Annotated in this window: 11 protein-coding genes; 5 read left to right on the plus strand and 6 right to left on the minus strand. The window is 67.5% G+C overall.

Annotated features, from left to right (window positions below):
- Nucleotides 1-229 precede the first annotated feature (229 nt).
- Both PSH03_RS15010 and acs read right to left on the minus strand, forming a co-directional pair.
- Entirely contained in the window at nucleotides 230-3025 is a 2796-nt protein-coding gene (locus tag PSH03_RS15010; RefSeq protein ID WP_238689489.1) for an immune inhibitor A domain-containing protein, read from the minus strand.
- Nucleotides 3026-3292: 267 nt separating this feature from the next.
- Complete coding sequence (acs, locus tag PSH03_RS15015; RefSeq protein WP_210784014.1) at nucleotides 3293-5257, minus strand: acetate--CoA ligase; 1965 nt, start codon at nucleotides 5255-5257, stop codon at nucleotides 3293-3295.
- Nucleotides 5258-5476: 219 nt separating this feature from the next.
- Here acs and PSH03_RS15020 point away from each other — a divergent pair, with 219 nt between their 5' ends.
- On the plus strand, nucleotides 5477-6223 hold the full coding sequence (locus PSH03_RS15020; RefSeq protein ID WP_210784013.1) for a Fic family protein: 747 nt from the start codon (nucleotides 5477-5479) through the stop codon (nucleotides 6221-6223).
- A gap of 23 nt (nucleotides 6224-6246) precedes the next feature.
- Here PSH03_RS15020 and PSH03_RS15025 read toward each other — a convergent pair whose 3' ends face one another.
- From PSH03_RS15025 to PSH03_RS15035, 3 genes are all read right to left on the minus strand, one after another.
- A complete protein-coding gene (locus PSH03_RS15025) occupies nucleotides 6247-7050 on the minus strand; it encodes an HAD family hydrolase (RefSeq protein ID WP_210784012.1) in 804 nt (267 codons plus the stop codon).
- A gap of 340 nt (nucleotides 7051-7390) precedes the next feature.
- Nucleotides 7391-7711 (minus strand): tyrosine-type recombinase/integrase, encoded by a 321-nt coding sequence (locus PSH03_RS15030; protein ID WP_238689490.1) that lies wholly within the window; start codon nucleotides 7709-7711, stop codon nucleotides 7391-7393.
- Nucleotides 7712-9286: 1575 nt separating this feature from the next.
- Entirely contained in the window at nucleotides 9287-10288 is a 1002-nt protein-coding gene (locus PSH03_RS15035; RefSeq protein WP_238689491.1) for a helix-turn-helix domain-containing protein, read from the minus strand.
- Between the two features lie 131 nt (nucleotides 10289-10419).
- On the opposite strand from PSH03_RS15035, the gene PSH03_RS15040 reads away from it, so the two are divergent.
- Nucleotides 10420-10590, plus strand: a complete 171-nt coding sequence (locus tag PSH03_RS15040; RefSeq protein ID WP_238689492.1) for a hypothetical protein — start codon at nucleotides 10420-10422, stop codon at nucleotides 10588-10590.
- A gap of 343 nt (nucleotides 10591-10933) precedes the next feature.
- On the opposite strand, the gene PSH03_RS15045 is transcribed toward PSH03_RS15040, so the two are convergent.
- Nucleotides 10934-11194, minus strand: a complete 261-nt coding sequence (locus tag PSH03_RS15045) for a hypothetical protein (protein ID WP_238689493.1) — start codon at nucleotides 11192-11194, stop codon at nucleotides 10934-10936.
- Between the two features lie 522 nt (nucleotides 11195-11716).
- Between PSH03_RS15045 and PSH03_RS15050 the strand changes: the two genes are divergently transcribed.
- The 3 genes from PSH03_RS15050 to PSH03_RS15060 all read left to right on the plus strand — a co-directional run bounded on the left by PSH03_RS15050 (nucleotide 11717) and on the right by PSH03_RS15060 (nucleotide 14616).
- Entirely contained in the window at nucleotides 11717-12481 is a 765-nt protein-coding gene (locus PSH03_RS15050) for a GntR family transcriptional regulator (RefSeq protein ID WP_238689494.1), read from the plus strand.
- A 10-nt stretch (nucleotides 12482-12491) separates the two neighbouring features.
- A complete protein-coding gene (locus PSH03_RS15055) occupies nucleotides 12492-13154 on the plus strand; it encodes a YdcF family protein (protein WP_238689495.1) in 663 nt (220 codons plus the stop codon).
- 271 nt (nucleotides 13155-13425) lie between these two features.
- Nucleotides 13426-14616 (plus strand): serine hydrolase domain-containing protein, encoded by a 1191-nt coding sequence (locus tag PSH03_RS15060; RefSeq protein WP_238689496.1) that lies wholly within the window; start codon nucleotides 13426-13428, stop codon nucleotides 14614-14616.
- Nucleotides 14617-14691: the final 75 nt, after the last annotated feature.

Here is a 14691-nt window from a genome sequence, read left to right on the forward strand (position 1 = left end):
TTACTGGCGGGACGGGTGGGAAGAACCTCGCGTCGATTTGTTGCAAGATTTTGTTGGGAATGCTTTTCACCGTCACACCCCGCCGGTTCATCAGCCGTGCTGACCAGCGCGAGCCCGGACGCGAACGTATACAACGACATTTTTCGATCAAGCTGAGCGCACTTACGACAGTGGGGCCGGCAGCGTCTCCGCCACCGGCCCCACAGTCAGTTCTCGATCCGTGAAACCGTTACTTCTTCGCCGGAGTCACGTAGATCATGGCTGACGAGTTGTCCCCGGCAGCCTTCTTGATCGTCAGCGAGACGCCGTAGTTCACGCCCTGGTCGCCGGGGTTTCCGGTGCCCAGCACGATCGCGCCACCGCCCAGGGTCACGCCGTAGAACTCCGGCGCCGGGCTGCCGTCCGGGTTGGTGACCCGGGTGGTGTACGGCGCGTTGTTACGCGACGGCAGGACCACCGACGCGTCGTTGTCCCGGGCGTAGGCAGCGCCATCACGCATCTCGATGCCCGGGTAGTAGCCCTTGGCGTCGGTGAACGCCTTCACCGGCGGGAGCCCCTTGAACTTCGTGCAGTACGCGCTGTACGGCTCGTCCGCCGCCTCCAGGCACTCGGTGAACGGGTACGTCCGGTTCAGCGTGAAGGCCGCGTTCGAGGACTGCGGGCGGCTCGGCAGGTTGTCCGTCACCGACGGGTCCTTCACGGCCGCCTCGCCGGTGCGCCGCAACGGGTCGAAGTGCGAGTCGACGATGAGCAACCCGCCCTTCGCGCCGTAGCTGGGCAGCGAGGTCATCTGCCCGGTGACGTGGTTGACGTCGCCGAGCGCGGTGTCCCGGTACCAGACCAGCATGCCCGGCGCGTTGTAGGAGATCCGGTCGACCTTCCACGCCTCGTGCGAGTAGATGGTGTCGTAGGCGTACTGCAGGCCCTTGTCGAAGCCGTCGAAGTTGCGCCACTCCGCCAGGTAGTACTGGGCGTGCACCTCGGTGCCGCTGGAGACCTTCCAGCCCCCACCGGTGGTGTCGACGAAGGTGCCGCCGGTGGCCGTCCAGCCGTTGGCGCCGCCCTCGACGTCGTCACTCCAGGTGGTGGCGCCACCGCCGGTGACCGAGAAGTCGTCGACGAACCAGTTGCGCTCCTCGAACGCCTCGTCGGTGGCCAGGCGCAGCCGCACCTGGACCGTCGTGCCGGCGTACGCCGACAGGTCGACGTAGTCGTGCCGCCAGCCGTCGGTGCTGCCGGTCAGGCCGTACTTCTTGCCGCCGAAGTCGTTCATGCGGCCGTTGGGGTCCGGGTAGCCGTCCGGCGTGGTGACCACCGTGCCGCCCTCGTCGTACACCTTCTGCTCGGTCCAGGTCGTACCGCCGTCGGTGGAGAGCTCCACGAAGCCGTAGTCCCAGTCCTCCTCGATGATGTAGTTGTTCCACATCCAGAACTTCGAGTCGGCAGCCGCCGGCACGTCGACCGAGCGGCTCAGCTTGACGTCGGCCCACTCCTGGTCGTTGTTGCTGTGCCACATCTTGGTGCCGCTGTGCGGGGTCGCCAGCGTCGTCACCTTGTCCGGCAGGTCGACCTTGATGCCGTCCTCGGAGTCGATCGGGGTGCGTGACGTCTGGCCGAGCTTCACCTCGCGCGGGTTCGACCCGGGGCGGATGGTCAGCGGGTCGGCCCAACCGAGCACCCACTTGTCCCAGATGCCCATGTGCGTCGGCAGCGCCTGGAAGATCTCACCCGAGTGCGAGCCCGAGGCCATCAGGTCCCAGAAGTCCACGTCGGAGTCGGCGTTGCCGGACGTGTCGTAGAGGTCCGGCAGACCCAGGTCGTGGCCGAACTCGTGGGCGAAGACGCCGACGCCGGCGTCCTCCGGCTGCACGATGTAGTTCGACGCCTTCAGGTTGGTGCCCGGGATGGTGTAACCACCGGCGACCGTGGAGGAGTGCGCCCACACGGCGTACACGCCCTCGGCGCCGCCGCCGCGGGACTTGCCCTGGCCGGCGTGCACCAGCACGAGGTGGTCGATCACGCCGTCCGGCTCGAAGACGTTGCCGTCACCGTCGCGGTCGGCCTGGTCCTCGATGTCGTAGTCGGCCCACGGAAAGTCCGGGTCCTTCGCGACGAGCGCGTCGATCGCGTCGGTCGCCAGGCGGCCCGCGCCGGCCGGGTTGTCCGGGTGGCCGTTCATCGACTGCTCACGGCCGGGAACCCACGCGCCGGTCTCGTCCTGGAAGCAGCGGTTGGCCGCGTACCAGCCCTCCGAGTGCGGCACTGTGATCCACGGGCTGGCCTGCCCGTCCACCGTGTACGCGTTCTTGGACATCTCCAGGTACATGTTGTGCATGGTGCGACCGGACAGGTCGATGCCCTTCTTGCCGTCCGGGCCCTTCAGGTCCGTGCGGACCCGCTCGGTGATGCCCTTCTTGCTGTAGAGCATCTTGTTGTAGTGCTGCGGGGAGAAGTCCGGCACCCACATCGAGTTGTTGTCCTCGTGGGGCAGGCGCGCCGGGTCCGGGATCTTGTTGTGCTTCGGGCCGTTCTGGACCGTGCCGGGGACGCAGGTGCGGTCCTCGAACACCGTCTTGGGGACCATCACGCCGGTGAAGTCGTCGTTGGCCTTGTCGTTGAACTCCACCAGCAGCGTCAGCAGCTTCGCCGTCTGGGTGGTCGGGGCCTTCTTGAACTTGCGGGGGTTCTGGCCCGTCTTCAGCGACTTGGCCTCGTCCTTGGCCAGCTGCCGTGCGGTCACCGGGTTGCCCCGGGCGTGCTTGCGGTCGAACGCTCGCGCGGACTCCGCGGCAGGGGTGTAGATGCCACCCTTGCCCTTCACCTCGCGGCCGGTGGTGTCCGGCTGCACCTCGGGCTCGGCGTAGTTGATGTAGTGCTCGTCGGCGCCGATCACCGCCAGAGGGGTGCCGGAAGGCGACTGGGCCGCCGCGCTGCCACTCACGGTCAGTGAGGTGGCCGCGAGGGCGATGGCGGGCAGTGCGACGAGTAGACGTCGCCGCGCCCTGGACTGCGGTTTGTGGTTCATGCCGCTCCGTTTCTCGGGCATGGGGAGGAGGACGTTGGCGTGGCCGACCATCGATGTGATGCGTGTCGAACTCTTCCAACCTGCGTGAACCTAAAGCACAACCGGCCGAAAGGACAGCGGTGGCCCACGCCTGTGCCCGTTCAGCTTCTCCCGACTCCCCCGACCGACCGATGTGACAGTGGCGGGGCGGCGCAAACCGTACCCGTAAGACACGACGGAGGGTGGCGGTCCGCGCGGACCGCCACCCTCCTATGAGTACGCCTACCGTCAGTCCTCGTCGGACTTCGTACCGCTCATCCCCGAGGAGATCAGGTCCATCACCGAGGAGTCCTGCAACGTGGTCACGTCGCCCAGCGACCGGTTCTCCGCCACGTCCCGCAGCAACCGGCGCATGATCTTGCCGGAGCGGGTCTTCGGCAGCTCCGGCACCAGCATGATCTGCCGCGGCTTGGCGATCGGGCCGAGCGTCTTCGACACGTGGTTGCGCAGGTCGGCGATGAGCTGCTCGCCCGCCTCACCGGCGATGTCAGTGCTGCCCCGCGGAATGGCGAACGCGACGATCGCCTGACCGGTGGTCGGGTCGGTCGCGCCGACCACCGCCGCCTCGGCCACCGACGGGTGCGACACCAGCGCCGACTCCACCTCGGTCGTCGAGATGTTGTGCCCGGACACCAGCATCACGTCGTCCACCCGGCCGAGCAGCCAGATGTGCCCGTCGTCGTCCTTCTTCGCACCGTCGCCGGCGAAGTACATGCCCTGGAAACGCGACCAGTACGTGTCGATGAACCGGTCGTCGTCACCCCAGATGGTGCGCAGCATCGACGGCCACGGCTCGCGCAGCACCAGGTAGCCGCCACCACCGTTCGGCACCGACTGGCCCTGGTCGTCCACCACGTCGGCCACGATGCCCGGCAGCGGCGTCATCGCCGAACCCGGCTTGGCCGCCGTCACCCCCGGCAACGGCGAGATCATGATTGCGCCCGTCTCGGTCTGCCACCAGGTGTCCACCACCGGCAGTTCGCCCCGGCCGATGTGCTCCCGGTACCACATCCAGGCCTCCGGGTTGATCGGCTCGCCGACGCTGCCCAACAGGCGCAGCGACGACAGGTCGAAGCCCGCCGGGATGTCGTCGCCCCACTTCATCATCGTCCGGATCAGGGTGGGAGCGGTGTAGAGGATGCTCACCCCGTACTTGTCGATGATCTCCCAGAACCGGCCCTTGTGCGGCGTGTCCGGGGTGCCCTCGTACATCACCTGGGTGGCGCCGTTGGAGAGCGGGCCGTACACGATGTAGGAGTGCCCGGTGACCCAGCCGATGTCGGCAGTGCACCAGTAGACGTCCGTCTCCGGCTTCAGGTCGAACACCGCGTGCGTCGTGTACGACGCCTGGGTGAGGTAACCGCCGGTGGTGTGCAGGATGCCCTTCGGGCGGGCCGTGGTGCCGCTGGTGTAGAGGATGAACAGCGGGTGCTCGGCGTCGAACGGCTGCGCGGTGTGCTCGGCCGACGCGGTCTCCACCGTCTCGTGCCACCAGTGGTCCTTCTCCGACCACGCCACGTCCTCGCCGGTGCGGCGGACCACGAGCACGTGCTCCACCGACGGGGAGTTCGCCACCGCCTCGTCCACAGTGGGCTTCAACGCCGACGGCTTGCCCCGCCGGTAACCACCATCCGCGGTGATCACCACCTTGGCGCTGGCGTCCTGGATCCGGTTGCTCAACGAGTCGGCGGAGAAGCCACCGAAGACCACACTGTGCGCGGCGCCGATCCGGGCGCACGCCAACATGGCCACCGCAGCCTCCGGGATCATCGGCAGGTAGATCGCCACCCGGTCGCCGGCGGTCACCCCCAGGTCGGTGAGCGCGTTCGCCGCCCGGCAGGTCAGCTCGTGCAGGTCCGCGTACGTGATGGTGCGGGTGTCGCCCGGCTCGCCCTCCCAGTGGATCGCCACCTTGTCGCCCCGGCCCGCCTCGACGTGCCGGTCCAGGCAGTTGTACGCGACGTTGAGCTGCCCACCCACGAACCACTTCGCGAACGGCGGGTTCGACCAGTCGAGCACCTCATCCCACTTCTTCGACCAGGCCAGCCGATCGGCCTGCTTCGCCCAGAAGGCCAGCCGGTCGGCCTCCGCCTCGGCGTACGCGTCGATGGTGACGTTGGCGTGCGCGGCGAGTTCGGCCGGCGGGGGGAACTGGCGCGTCTCGTTCAGCAGATTGGCCAATGCCTCGCTCATGCCGTGACTCCTCATCCTCGGGGTGACCTGGGTCTCGATGGCACGAGGGTAGTCGCGGGGCCTGCGAGCGGCCACGGCTGCCCACTGCGTCGCGCCGAGTGGCCCCCGCCGCGCGCCCGGCGGCCCGTCCCGCCGGTTCGCCCCCCGGGTCGGGTGGTCCGGGTCGCGTTGCGGGCGGGTGCGGCCCGCCGCGCCGGGCCGGGTCGTTAGCGTGGCGGGGTGACCACCGACCCGCTCGCCCCGCTGCTCGCGCTCGCCGACATCTCCGCCGCCGTCGAGCAGGCCCGCGCGCGGTTCGACCAGGCGCTCGGGCACCGGGCGCTGCGCCGGCACGGTGGACAGGTCGCCGCCGAGGTCAGCCTCCGCTCCGCGGTGGCCAGCGCGGCCCTCGAAGGGGCCGGGCACGAGCGCGAGGCGGTCCGGGCCGGCACCGTCACCGACCCGGTGCTCCAGGGGGCGCTGCGGGTCGCCGGAGCGCTGCCGGGCCTGAGCGAGCTGTGGCCGAAGGCGCCCCGCCAGGCGCTCGCGAAACTGCACGTGCTCGCCGCCCGGGACCTCGTGTCAGAGGCCGAGCTGGGCCGCCCGGTGGCCGACCCCGTGGTCGCCACCCGGCTGGACGGGCTGGCCGGCCTCGTCGCCGGCGGCACGAAGGTCTCCCCGCTGGTGCTCGCCGCTGTCGTACACGGGGAGTTGCTGAACCTGCGCCCGTTCGCCGGGCCGTCCGGCGTGGTGGCCCGCGGGGCCGCCCGGCTGGTGCTGCTCGCCAGTGGCCTCGACCCGCGTGGCCTGCTCCCCGTCGACGTGGGGCACCGCGAGCGGGAGCCCGAGTACGTCGGCGCAGCCGGTGCCTTCGCCACCGGCACCCCGGACGGGCTGCGCTCCTGGCTACGCCACTACATGGCCGCCGTCGAGGTCGGCACCGACCAGCTCACCGCCATCGGAGACGAGATCCTCGCCGCCGCCTGAGCGGCTGGACGGGTTGAGGACGGTCAGGCGGTGGTGGCGGCTCGGGTGCGGCGGTGCCGGCCGTACCAGGCGATGCCGATGGCCACGCCCACCCCGACCCCCAGGGCCGCCGCGGCCACCGGGACCGCGGGACGTTCCCGCAGTCGCCGGCCCAGCGGAATCGGGTGCCGGAACTCCAGCACCGGCCACGCGTTCTCCGAGGCCAACTTGCGTAGCTGCCGGTCCGGGTTGACCACACTCGGGTGGCCCACGCACTCCAGCAACGGGCGATCGCTGTACGAGTCGGAGTAGGCGTACGAATCAGCCAGGTCGTAGCCCCGGGCGGCGGCCAACTCGCTGACCGCCTCGACCTTGCTCGGGCCGGCCGCGTAGAACTCGACCTCGCCGCTGTACCGGCCGTCCCGCACCGTCATCCGGGTGGCGATCACGTCGGTCACCCCGAGCAGCTCGCCGATCGGCCGGACCATCTCCTCGCCGGACGCCGACACCAGCACCACGTCCCGCCCGGCGGCCTGGTGCTCCTCGATCAGGGCGGCGGCTTCGGCGTACACGTAGGGGTTGATCAGCTCGTGCAGCGTCTCCGCGACGATCTGGCGGACCTGCTCCACCTGCCAGCCCTTGCAGAGCGCGGCCAGGTAGTCCCGTGTTCGGGCCATGGTCTGCTCGTCGGTGCCGCCCAGCCGGAACATCAGCTGCGCGTACGCCGACTTGACCACGTCACGCCGGGTTATCAGCCCATCCCGGTAGAACGGCCGACCGAACGCCAGGGCGCTCGACTTGGCGATGACGGTCTTGTCCAGATCGAAGAAAGCGGCACTTCGGCCCACGGCGCGAAAGTCTAGCCGGATGGTCTATCGTCGGCGGGTGCCCGGGGTCATGCCACCCTTCAGACCTGCGGGCTCTCCGCTCCGCGTGATCACGCTCACACTCTGCGAGGAGATTTTCGCAGTGAGTGGAGGCAGCACCACTCGACGTGACGGGCCCGCTCAGGCAGACTTGTCCGTACGACGAGCTTTCACATCCTCGAAACAGGCAGACCCTCAGCGGTTGCACCCCCCGTGACCGCTGAGTGGTTCGGCTCGACCCCCCCCGGAGCCGAACCTCCGACGACCCCCGTCTCCCCCCGACGGGGGTCGTCCCTTTCTGCTGGAAACGCTCCACCGCAGCTCACAAGTCGTCCTCCGGCCCGTCCAGACCGTCCAGGGACGGCGTTTCTACGGCCGGAGGCAGCAGAGAGGCAGCAGAGCCGTCGAACGACTCCAGGACCCGAGCGGCGTAGTCGTCCGGAGTGTGGGTGTACCGGTTGAGCGTCGTGGATGCCTGCTCGTGGCCCATGACCCGCTGCACCAGGTTGATCGGGACGCCGTCGGTGACCAGCCAGGTGGCGTAGGCGTGCCGCAAATCGTGGAACCGCGATCGACGGATGTACGAGTGGACCGTGCCCGCTCTTTGCTGCCCCTCGGGATGAGAGACCGCTGAACCACTCATCGGTCTACTGCTACGGCCCATTCCACAGCTAGTATCTAGCCAGGCAGCTCACGCCTGCCGGGCTTCCGAGCCGCCTCACCCGCGTTGGGGCTGGCAATGAGGAAGAAAGGGTCTCCGACTCGCGTGATCAGCTTCCTCCTGCCCTGAACCAGGCTCTGCCTGTCTGTCCTCGGTGGGGTACGCGGGACGCCACCGGACAAGGACAATCGGTGACCAAGGACAAGGCGCGTAAGCGTGCCAACCGACAGCGGATGGTTGACCTAGACGAGCGGTACACAGGGGTCGTGGCTCGTGCTCCACGCTTGCTGACTTCGGAGTTCGCCCTCGCTGAAGCCTCATGCCTTTCAGAGGAAGAGCGAATCGAGCGGGAGTGGTGGTTTGTCCGCTGGCCCTGCCTTGATGGATGCCAGTCGGAGTACCAAGTCTTAGAAATCGGTTCAGCATCGATGGTGTCCTGCATCGGGTGTTCTCTGCCGGTCTGCGCCGACTGCCAGGTGGAGCCTGTCGAGTACGAGGCTGGGCGGTGCAGAGAATGTGTGGCGGGGCTTGCGGTAATGAGTCGGCCGCCAGGACCAACGTGCCTCGGCCGTTGCATCACCCAGGCCCAGGCGTGGGACGATGCGTACCCGGGCGAGTTCCATGACCACTCAGACAGTGCAACTGGCCTGTGTGACGCCTGCGATCTTCCTATCTGCGTGCACTGCGGAGCAGCCGAGGCACCGTACCTATTCGGAGTATGCGAAGAGTGCGGGAAGGTGTTGATCGATGAAGCGCCGCCTGAGCAAGATCCGCGGGATAGAGGTGTCGCTGCGGAGCTACAGCGACTCGTCGGTCAGATTGCCTCTGCTGGAGGAGGGCCCTTCCCGCATATCAACCGCTGGGTTAACAAGCAGATGGGGGTGCGTCGCCGAAGGGAGGCTGATGCGGGCCAACTTGCGGTGGGAGTTGATGTTGCCGGACGTTGGTCGGCGTCGTTGCGGACCGCGAACGAGCGCAATCAGCTCGACCAGTACGGGTCGTAGGAGCTGCGCGACTGCCCGCCAGCCGGCTGCCGGCGATGTCGGGCTGCCAGCTACCGGCCGGCGTGGGAGGACTTTCTGTACGTCTATCAAAGCGGCCCTGAACGGGCCGCCCGCGCCGCCGCCAGGGCGCGCGTCTGTCGCTCCGCTGGCGCTCCGACTCCGGCCACGCAGAACGCCCGGCGGCTGGCGCGGAAGGCGGAAAGCCCGAGGCCGCCGTAGACGGTAGCGGCGAATGTGGTGGAGGCTCGTGAGTCGGCAGCCGGCCAAGGCGCGGCGGCCGTCCCACCGCCGCGCCTTAGAGCGAGTCACCGCCGGTCGTGGTGGGGATGCGGCGTGAAGGATGCGGGGCCGCCCCTCCGACCTCAAGGGTGCTTCGCATCGCTGCGCGACAGCCCTACGGGCCGCCCTTGACCCCGGAGCCTCTGCGACCCCTCGGGCCGGCGTTGCCGGCAGGCGGGGCCTGCCCGTGATGCTCACGCCGCATCCCCACCACGACCTCGTATCGCACCCGCAGGCTTAAATCCAGTCAACTTCTACTTGACAACAGACGGCGCTAGCCATGACGTGGCCAACTAGCGAATTCCCCCAACTGCTCATTGATCAAATAAACTTGAGCAAGCAATGCGGCCGCGAAAGCCAAAGCGCTTTCAGCGTCTTCATAGTTGACTACCGGCCGAGCGCCGTGAGCCACGCTATTTGCCATATGCACAACGTCCGTCCCCCAGCCGGCAAGTCGCTCATCGATGTGTTGGGACTCCTTCAATCGACGGATGCCTCGTCCCGCAGTAACGTCGCCCAAGCCTCTGTCCGCGCAGACCGCTTCAACGACCCATCTAGTAAGCACCAGGACGGTGTCAAACCGGGAATCTCGCTTGGCAGACCAAGCGGAGGCGAACGCGCTGAGAACGGTATGAGGAACTTGATCCTCGATATAGGCGGAGAGCATTGAAGCCCGCTGACCACCTGCAATCATTGCATGAGACCGACTGTCAGTTGCCAGCATATTGTTCTGGATTACGTGTTCGCCGCCCGCAGAAAGCGGAACAAGATGGCTTGCGCCGCTCTCGTAAAGCGCTGCTTCATGCAACCTTTTGAACACGGCAATGTCGCCGTTGAGCTGCCGAACGAGCTTTTCGACAAGACTCCATCGAGGGATACTGGATCCGGTTTCAGCGGCGCTTAACGAGGACGGGCTGTAGCCGATTTTTTCCGCAACCGCCCTGAGCGTCACACCCTCGTTGCCACGCAAAGAACGCAGCGCGCGCGCCAACTGAATTCGCGCAGAGGAGTTTGAATCGAGAGACGGCACAAAGGCATTCTTAGACTCACGTCCCAAATCGGCCGCCGGCGAGCCATGCTCTGACGCGCGAAGGGCACTTCTTACTCGTCGCGCGAGCGCCGGCACCAGCCGCATCTCCGAAGACTTCACCTCGATGCCCAGTTGCTCAAGCGCCGCCCTCACTCGCTCTTGATCGACTCCCAGGTCGTCTGCCAGTTCGGCGAGCGTTGCGGACCGGCCAGGACCGGGCGTGTCCGTAAAGTGAGTTTCTGGCACGGTAAATCACCTTTCCTACCACGTTGCCGTCGAAGCGTTCGGTGATGTACGGTCCGTTCGCCGAACATTCGGGCTGGCCGAACGGTCGCGCCCTCCGGCCTTGCTTGCCCTCAAGGAAGGATGTCCCAGCCGTGCTGGTCGACGCTCGATGGATCATGTTGGTTGCCGTCTTCACACTTGTCCTGTTTATGGTGCGCAAACGCAAGGAGTGGGCTGAACCGCTCCTTGTCGCCACCGCAGTGGCGACACTGCTGATCACGCTGCTGTTCTTCATCTCCGAACCGCTCGGGATGCTCTCCTGAGTGTTCGGCACCGAACAACCGGACGGTGCCGAACACATGGTACTACGAGAGATGGACCGAAAGATCAATCGCGGCAGACAGGGGCGGCCCACCCATCGTGGCGTGCGCCCAGAACTTGCACGCGAGGCGCGCGGCGCGAGGCGCGAGGCGTGAGGCAGCCGAGGCAGCAAGAAGGCAGCGCGAGCCTCGATGCGGGCCTAGCCGGAACGTGAACCGACGACGCCTGGCACCTGCTCGTCGACGAGGGCCGCCACCAGTTGGCAGCGGCCGGCAGGTTGTGCCCGCATCCCCCCGACGGGGGACCGCGTCGATGTCCAGCACCGCGCCGAGTCGTACCCGAACGTCAAACACCGCGTCTCCTCGTCGTTGGCGCCGTGTTTCTGAGAGGCGGCGCGCTGTCGGTCCTGTGTTGCTGGATCTGGAGACCGGTGATCTGGGCGAAGACCTCCCGCCGTGCCAGGGCCTTACCGGTGGCCAGGTCGATGGAGTAGCCGGTCAGCCACACCCAGCCGTGGTACGTCGGCTTGTCGCAGACCGAGCTCACCCGTAACCACAGAGCCCGATCACCGCCGAACTGCACCGACGCCCGACTGTCAATCAGCACCAGGTCCCCCGGAACGGGGACACCTGGCCGGCGTGGCGTCGGTGTGCGCAGCGCCGAGGCGGGCGGACCATTCACAGGCCGTCGTTCGGTTCGCGGTCCCAGGCCAGCACTCACCCCGGGCCGGCCTCAGCAAGTCGCCGCGACCGGAGACCGCGCAGTCCCGGCGCGGACGCCGCACGAGCTGCCAGCCCGTGGAAGATGCCTGCCCGATGGCATAAAGGTCACCCCGCTGGCGGACGAACTTCCGCGCCCTGCCGGAGCGCGGCGAGCAGGTGCCGCCAACCTTGACAGCGCCTGGAGCCATGAGGTGTGGGAGTCAGCAAGCTGAACCGGGGGTGGTCCGGATGTGTCCGAAACTTCCGTAGCACCATGCATCACAATCTCCCACCCACCAGGCATTAGAACTAGCTCTATATGACCCGATCGCATGTCCCGTTGTCAATAGAGCTAGTTCTAATGTTCGCGAGTGAGGCATACTTGCTGATAGAGATGGCTCTACGCAGCACGCGGCCAGGAGGAGCGATGGGCATCGGGTACCGGGATCTCGCTGCGCTCCTGCGCGAAGCCATCCAGCGCGGCGACTACGCCGAAGGCAGCACCCTGCCGAAGCAGGACGAGATCGCCGCGGAGCACGGAGTCAACATCAACACTGTCCGGCAAGCAGTGCGACTTCTCGAAGCCGAAGGACTCGTCACGCCCGTCCGCCGGCGCGGCACCGTGGTCCGGCCACGCATGGCCATGAAGCGACTCGGTACCGATCGCTACGCCAAGAGCAAGTGGAAGTCAGGGCTGGTCGCGTTCGCCGCCGATCGTGAAGCTACCGGCCGCGCATGGGCGCCAGGAGACCAAACCAACGAGGTGCGCCTGACGAAGGCGGACGCCGAAACCGCGGACGCGCTCGGACTGGCAACCGGAGCGCCCGTCTACGAACGCACTCGCCTGGTCAAGGAAGCCGAGGTTCCCACCCACACTCTGACCAGCTACTACCGGCCCGAAGACGTGGAAGGAACATCCCTGGTCGATCCGACACCAGGGCCGGCCGGCAGAGGCGGAGGCTTCGCTATCCTCACCGGCCGAGGACAGGAACCAGACACGATCACCGAAACCGTCCACGCCCGGATGCCCACCCCCGAGGAGACGCAACTCCTCCGCCTCCCCGCCGGCGAACCGGTCATGGTCCTACAGCGCACGACGTTCACCGAGAGCGGCCGACCAGTCGAGTTCGCCCGAGGAGTGCACGCCGCATCCCGCTTCACCTGGACGTACACCTTCAAGATCCCCGACTGAGGGATTAACGATGCCGAGGACTCGCGCGACCATCCCCGCCGAGCACCGCGCGGACGTCGAACGCCTGTGGAACTACCACAACATGCACCACGAGATTCGGCCGGTAGACGTCGGCATCGGACTCGGCAGTCACGACCTCGGAGTTGCCAAGGCGGCCACCGATCTATACCACCGAGGGATGTTTCCGACGCTGGTCTTCACCGGAGCTAACGCCGCGACCACCATCGAGACCTTCCCTCGGGGCGAGGCCGTCCACTACCGCGAGTACGCCATAGCTCACCGCGTCCCGGCCGATGCGATTCTCATCGACACACAGGCGACCAACACCGGCCAGAACATCGAGTACACCCGCGCGCTCCTCGCAGAGCACCGGGTCCAGGCCCAGTCGGTAATCCTGATGTCCCGCCCCTACCAACAACGCCGCGCGTACGCCACCTGCAAGAAATTCTGGCCCGACGTCAAAGTGATCTGCGCGTCCCACCCGCTCACACTCGACGACTACGTCACCAGCATCGGCAACGCCAAGAAGGTCATCGACATGCTTGTCGGCGACACCCAACGCATCGACTGGTACGCCGAACTCGGCTTTGCCATCCCCCAGCATGTCCCCGACGAAGTCCGCGCCGCCTACAGCCGCCTGATCGACGCCGGCTACACGAGCCGCCTCGTGTAGCCCGTCTACCAGCTCAGCGCTCGCCGGTCAGCCTCTGCCACCTCAGGCGACACCATGTCGCCACGATCTCACCGTCCTCGTCAGCGGCACCGGGTTCCCCGCCCGCACCACCTCGATCAACTCGTTCAGCACCAGCTGGAAACGTCCCACCGCAGGAAACACCTGTGCTGAGCGGTGTTGCTCGGACGGGCTTCCCTCCCCACCTCGTCGTGGGCCGTGCGATCACCGCCTGCCGTGTAATTTGCAGACGGGACGAGCCGAGGAGGAACAGGTGGCTGCTGGTGGTTTCTCGCCGAAGCGGCTGGCTCGGCTGCAAGGGTTGCTTGAGCGCCGCGTCGACTCCGGCTTCGTCCCGGGCGTGGTGGTCGTCCTCGCCCGCCACGGCGAGGTGCACGTCGAGGCAACGGGTCATCTCGCGTTCGACGGCCCAGGGGCGCAGACGCCGATGGCGATCGACTCGATCTGTCGCCTGGGCTCGATGTCGAAGCCGATCGTCGCCGCGTGTGCGATGACCCTCGTCGAGGACTGCACCCTTCGCCTTGACGACCCGGTCGACGATCTCCTCCCGGAGCTGGCCGACATGACAGTGCTCGCCGATCCCCACGGCCCGCTGGACGACACCGTCCCGGCGAAACGCCCGATTACGCTGCGGGACGTACTGGACGGCACCCTCGGCACCGGCATGGTCCCCGCCGAGCCGGGAACGGTGCCGATCGCCGACGCGCTGGACGCACTCGAATATCAGTCGCCGGACGAGTGGATCCGCCAGCTCGGTGACCTTCCGCTCGTCCACCAGCCAGGCGAGCGCTGGATGTACGACACCGCCGCCAACGTGACCGGCGTGCTCATCGCCCGGGCCACCGGCATGTCCTTCGGGGATGCGGTGCGTGAGCGGGTCTGCAAGCCGCTGGGAATGGCCGACACCGCCTTCCACGTGGGTAGCGAGAGCATCGGGCGCTTCGCGACGGCGTACGAGCAGGACAACGCCGCCACCGGCGAGCCGGTTGTCGAGGACGCTCCTGACGGGCGGTTCAGTCGACAGCGGATGTTCGAGTCCGGTGGCGGCGGGCTCGTCTCGACCGCCCAGGACTACCTGGCCTTCGCCTCGGCTCTGCTCGCCGGCGGCGCCCACCGAGGCGAGCGGGTGCTGTCGCGGCCGGCGGTGACGCTGATGACGAGCGACCACCTGACCCCGACGCAGAAGGCCATCTCCGGGTTCTGGCCCGGGTACTTCGACGCCATCGGCTGGGGCTTCGGGATGTCGGTCCGGACCCGCCGCACACACCTCGGGCCCTCGGTCGGCAGCTACGGATGGCCCGGCTTCTACGGCACAGCCTGGTACAACGACCCCGCCGAGGACCTGACCACGATCGTGTTGATGCAGCGGGCGCACGCGGGCGACCAGCGGCTGCCGATGTGGCACGACTTCTGGACCACCGTCTACCAGGCGATCGACGACTGACCGCAGCGCTCGTTTTCCCGCTGGGCGGCACCCGCCCTCGGCCGCCCGGTAATCCTCGGGCCCCCCAGCGACACA

Origin of the sequence: Micromonospora salmantinae (assembly GCF_022230905.1) — a bacterium.
GTDB lineage: Bacteria > Actinomycetota > Actinomycetes > Mycobacteriales > Micromonosporaceae > Micromonospora > Micromonospora salmantinae.

What these genes read in the sequence shown, in the direction of transcription:
- PSH03_RS15010 (WP_238689489.1), bottom strand. Translation starts at nt 3,025, where the DNA reads ATGAACCACAAACCGCAGTCCAGGGCGCGGCGACGTCTACTCGTCGCA.
- acs (WP_210784014.1), bottom strand. Translation starts at nt 5,257, where the DNA reads ATGAGCGAGGCATTGGCCAATCTGCTGAACGAGACGCGCCAGTTCCCC.
- PSH03_RS15030 (WP_238689490.1), bottom strand. Translation starts at nt 7,711, where the DNA reads ATGAGTGGTTCAGCGGTCTCTCATCCCGAGGGGCAGCAAAGAGCGGGC.
- PSH03_RS15050 (WP_238689494.1), top strand. Translation starts at nt 11,717, where the DNA reads ATGGGCATCGGGTACCGGGATCTCGCTGCGCTCCTGCGCGAAGCCATC.
- PSH03_RS15055 (WP_238689495.1), top strand. Translation starts at nt 12,492, where the DNA reads ATGCCGAGGACTCGCGCGACCATCCCCGCCGAGCACCGCGCGGACGTC.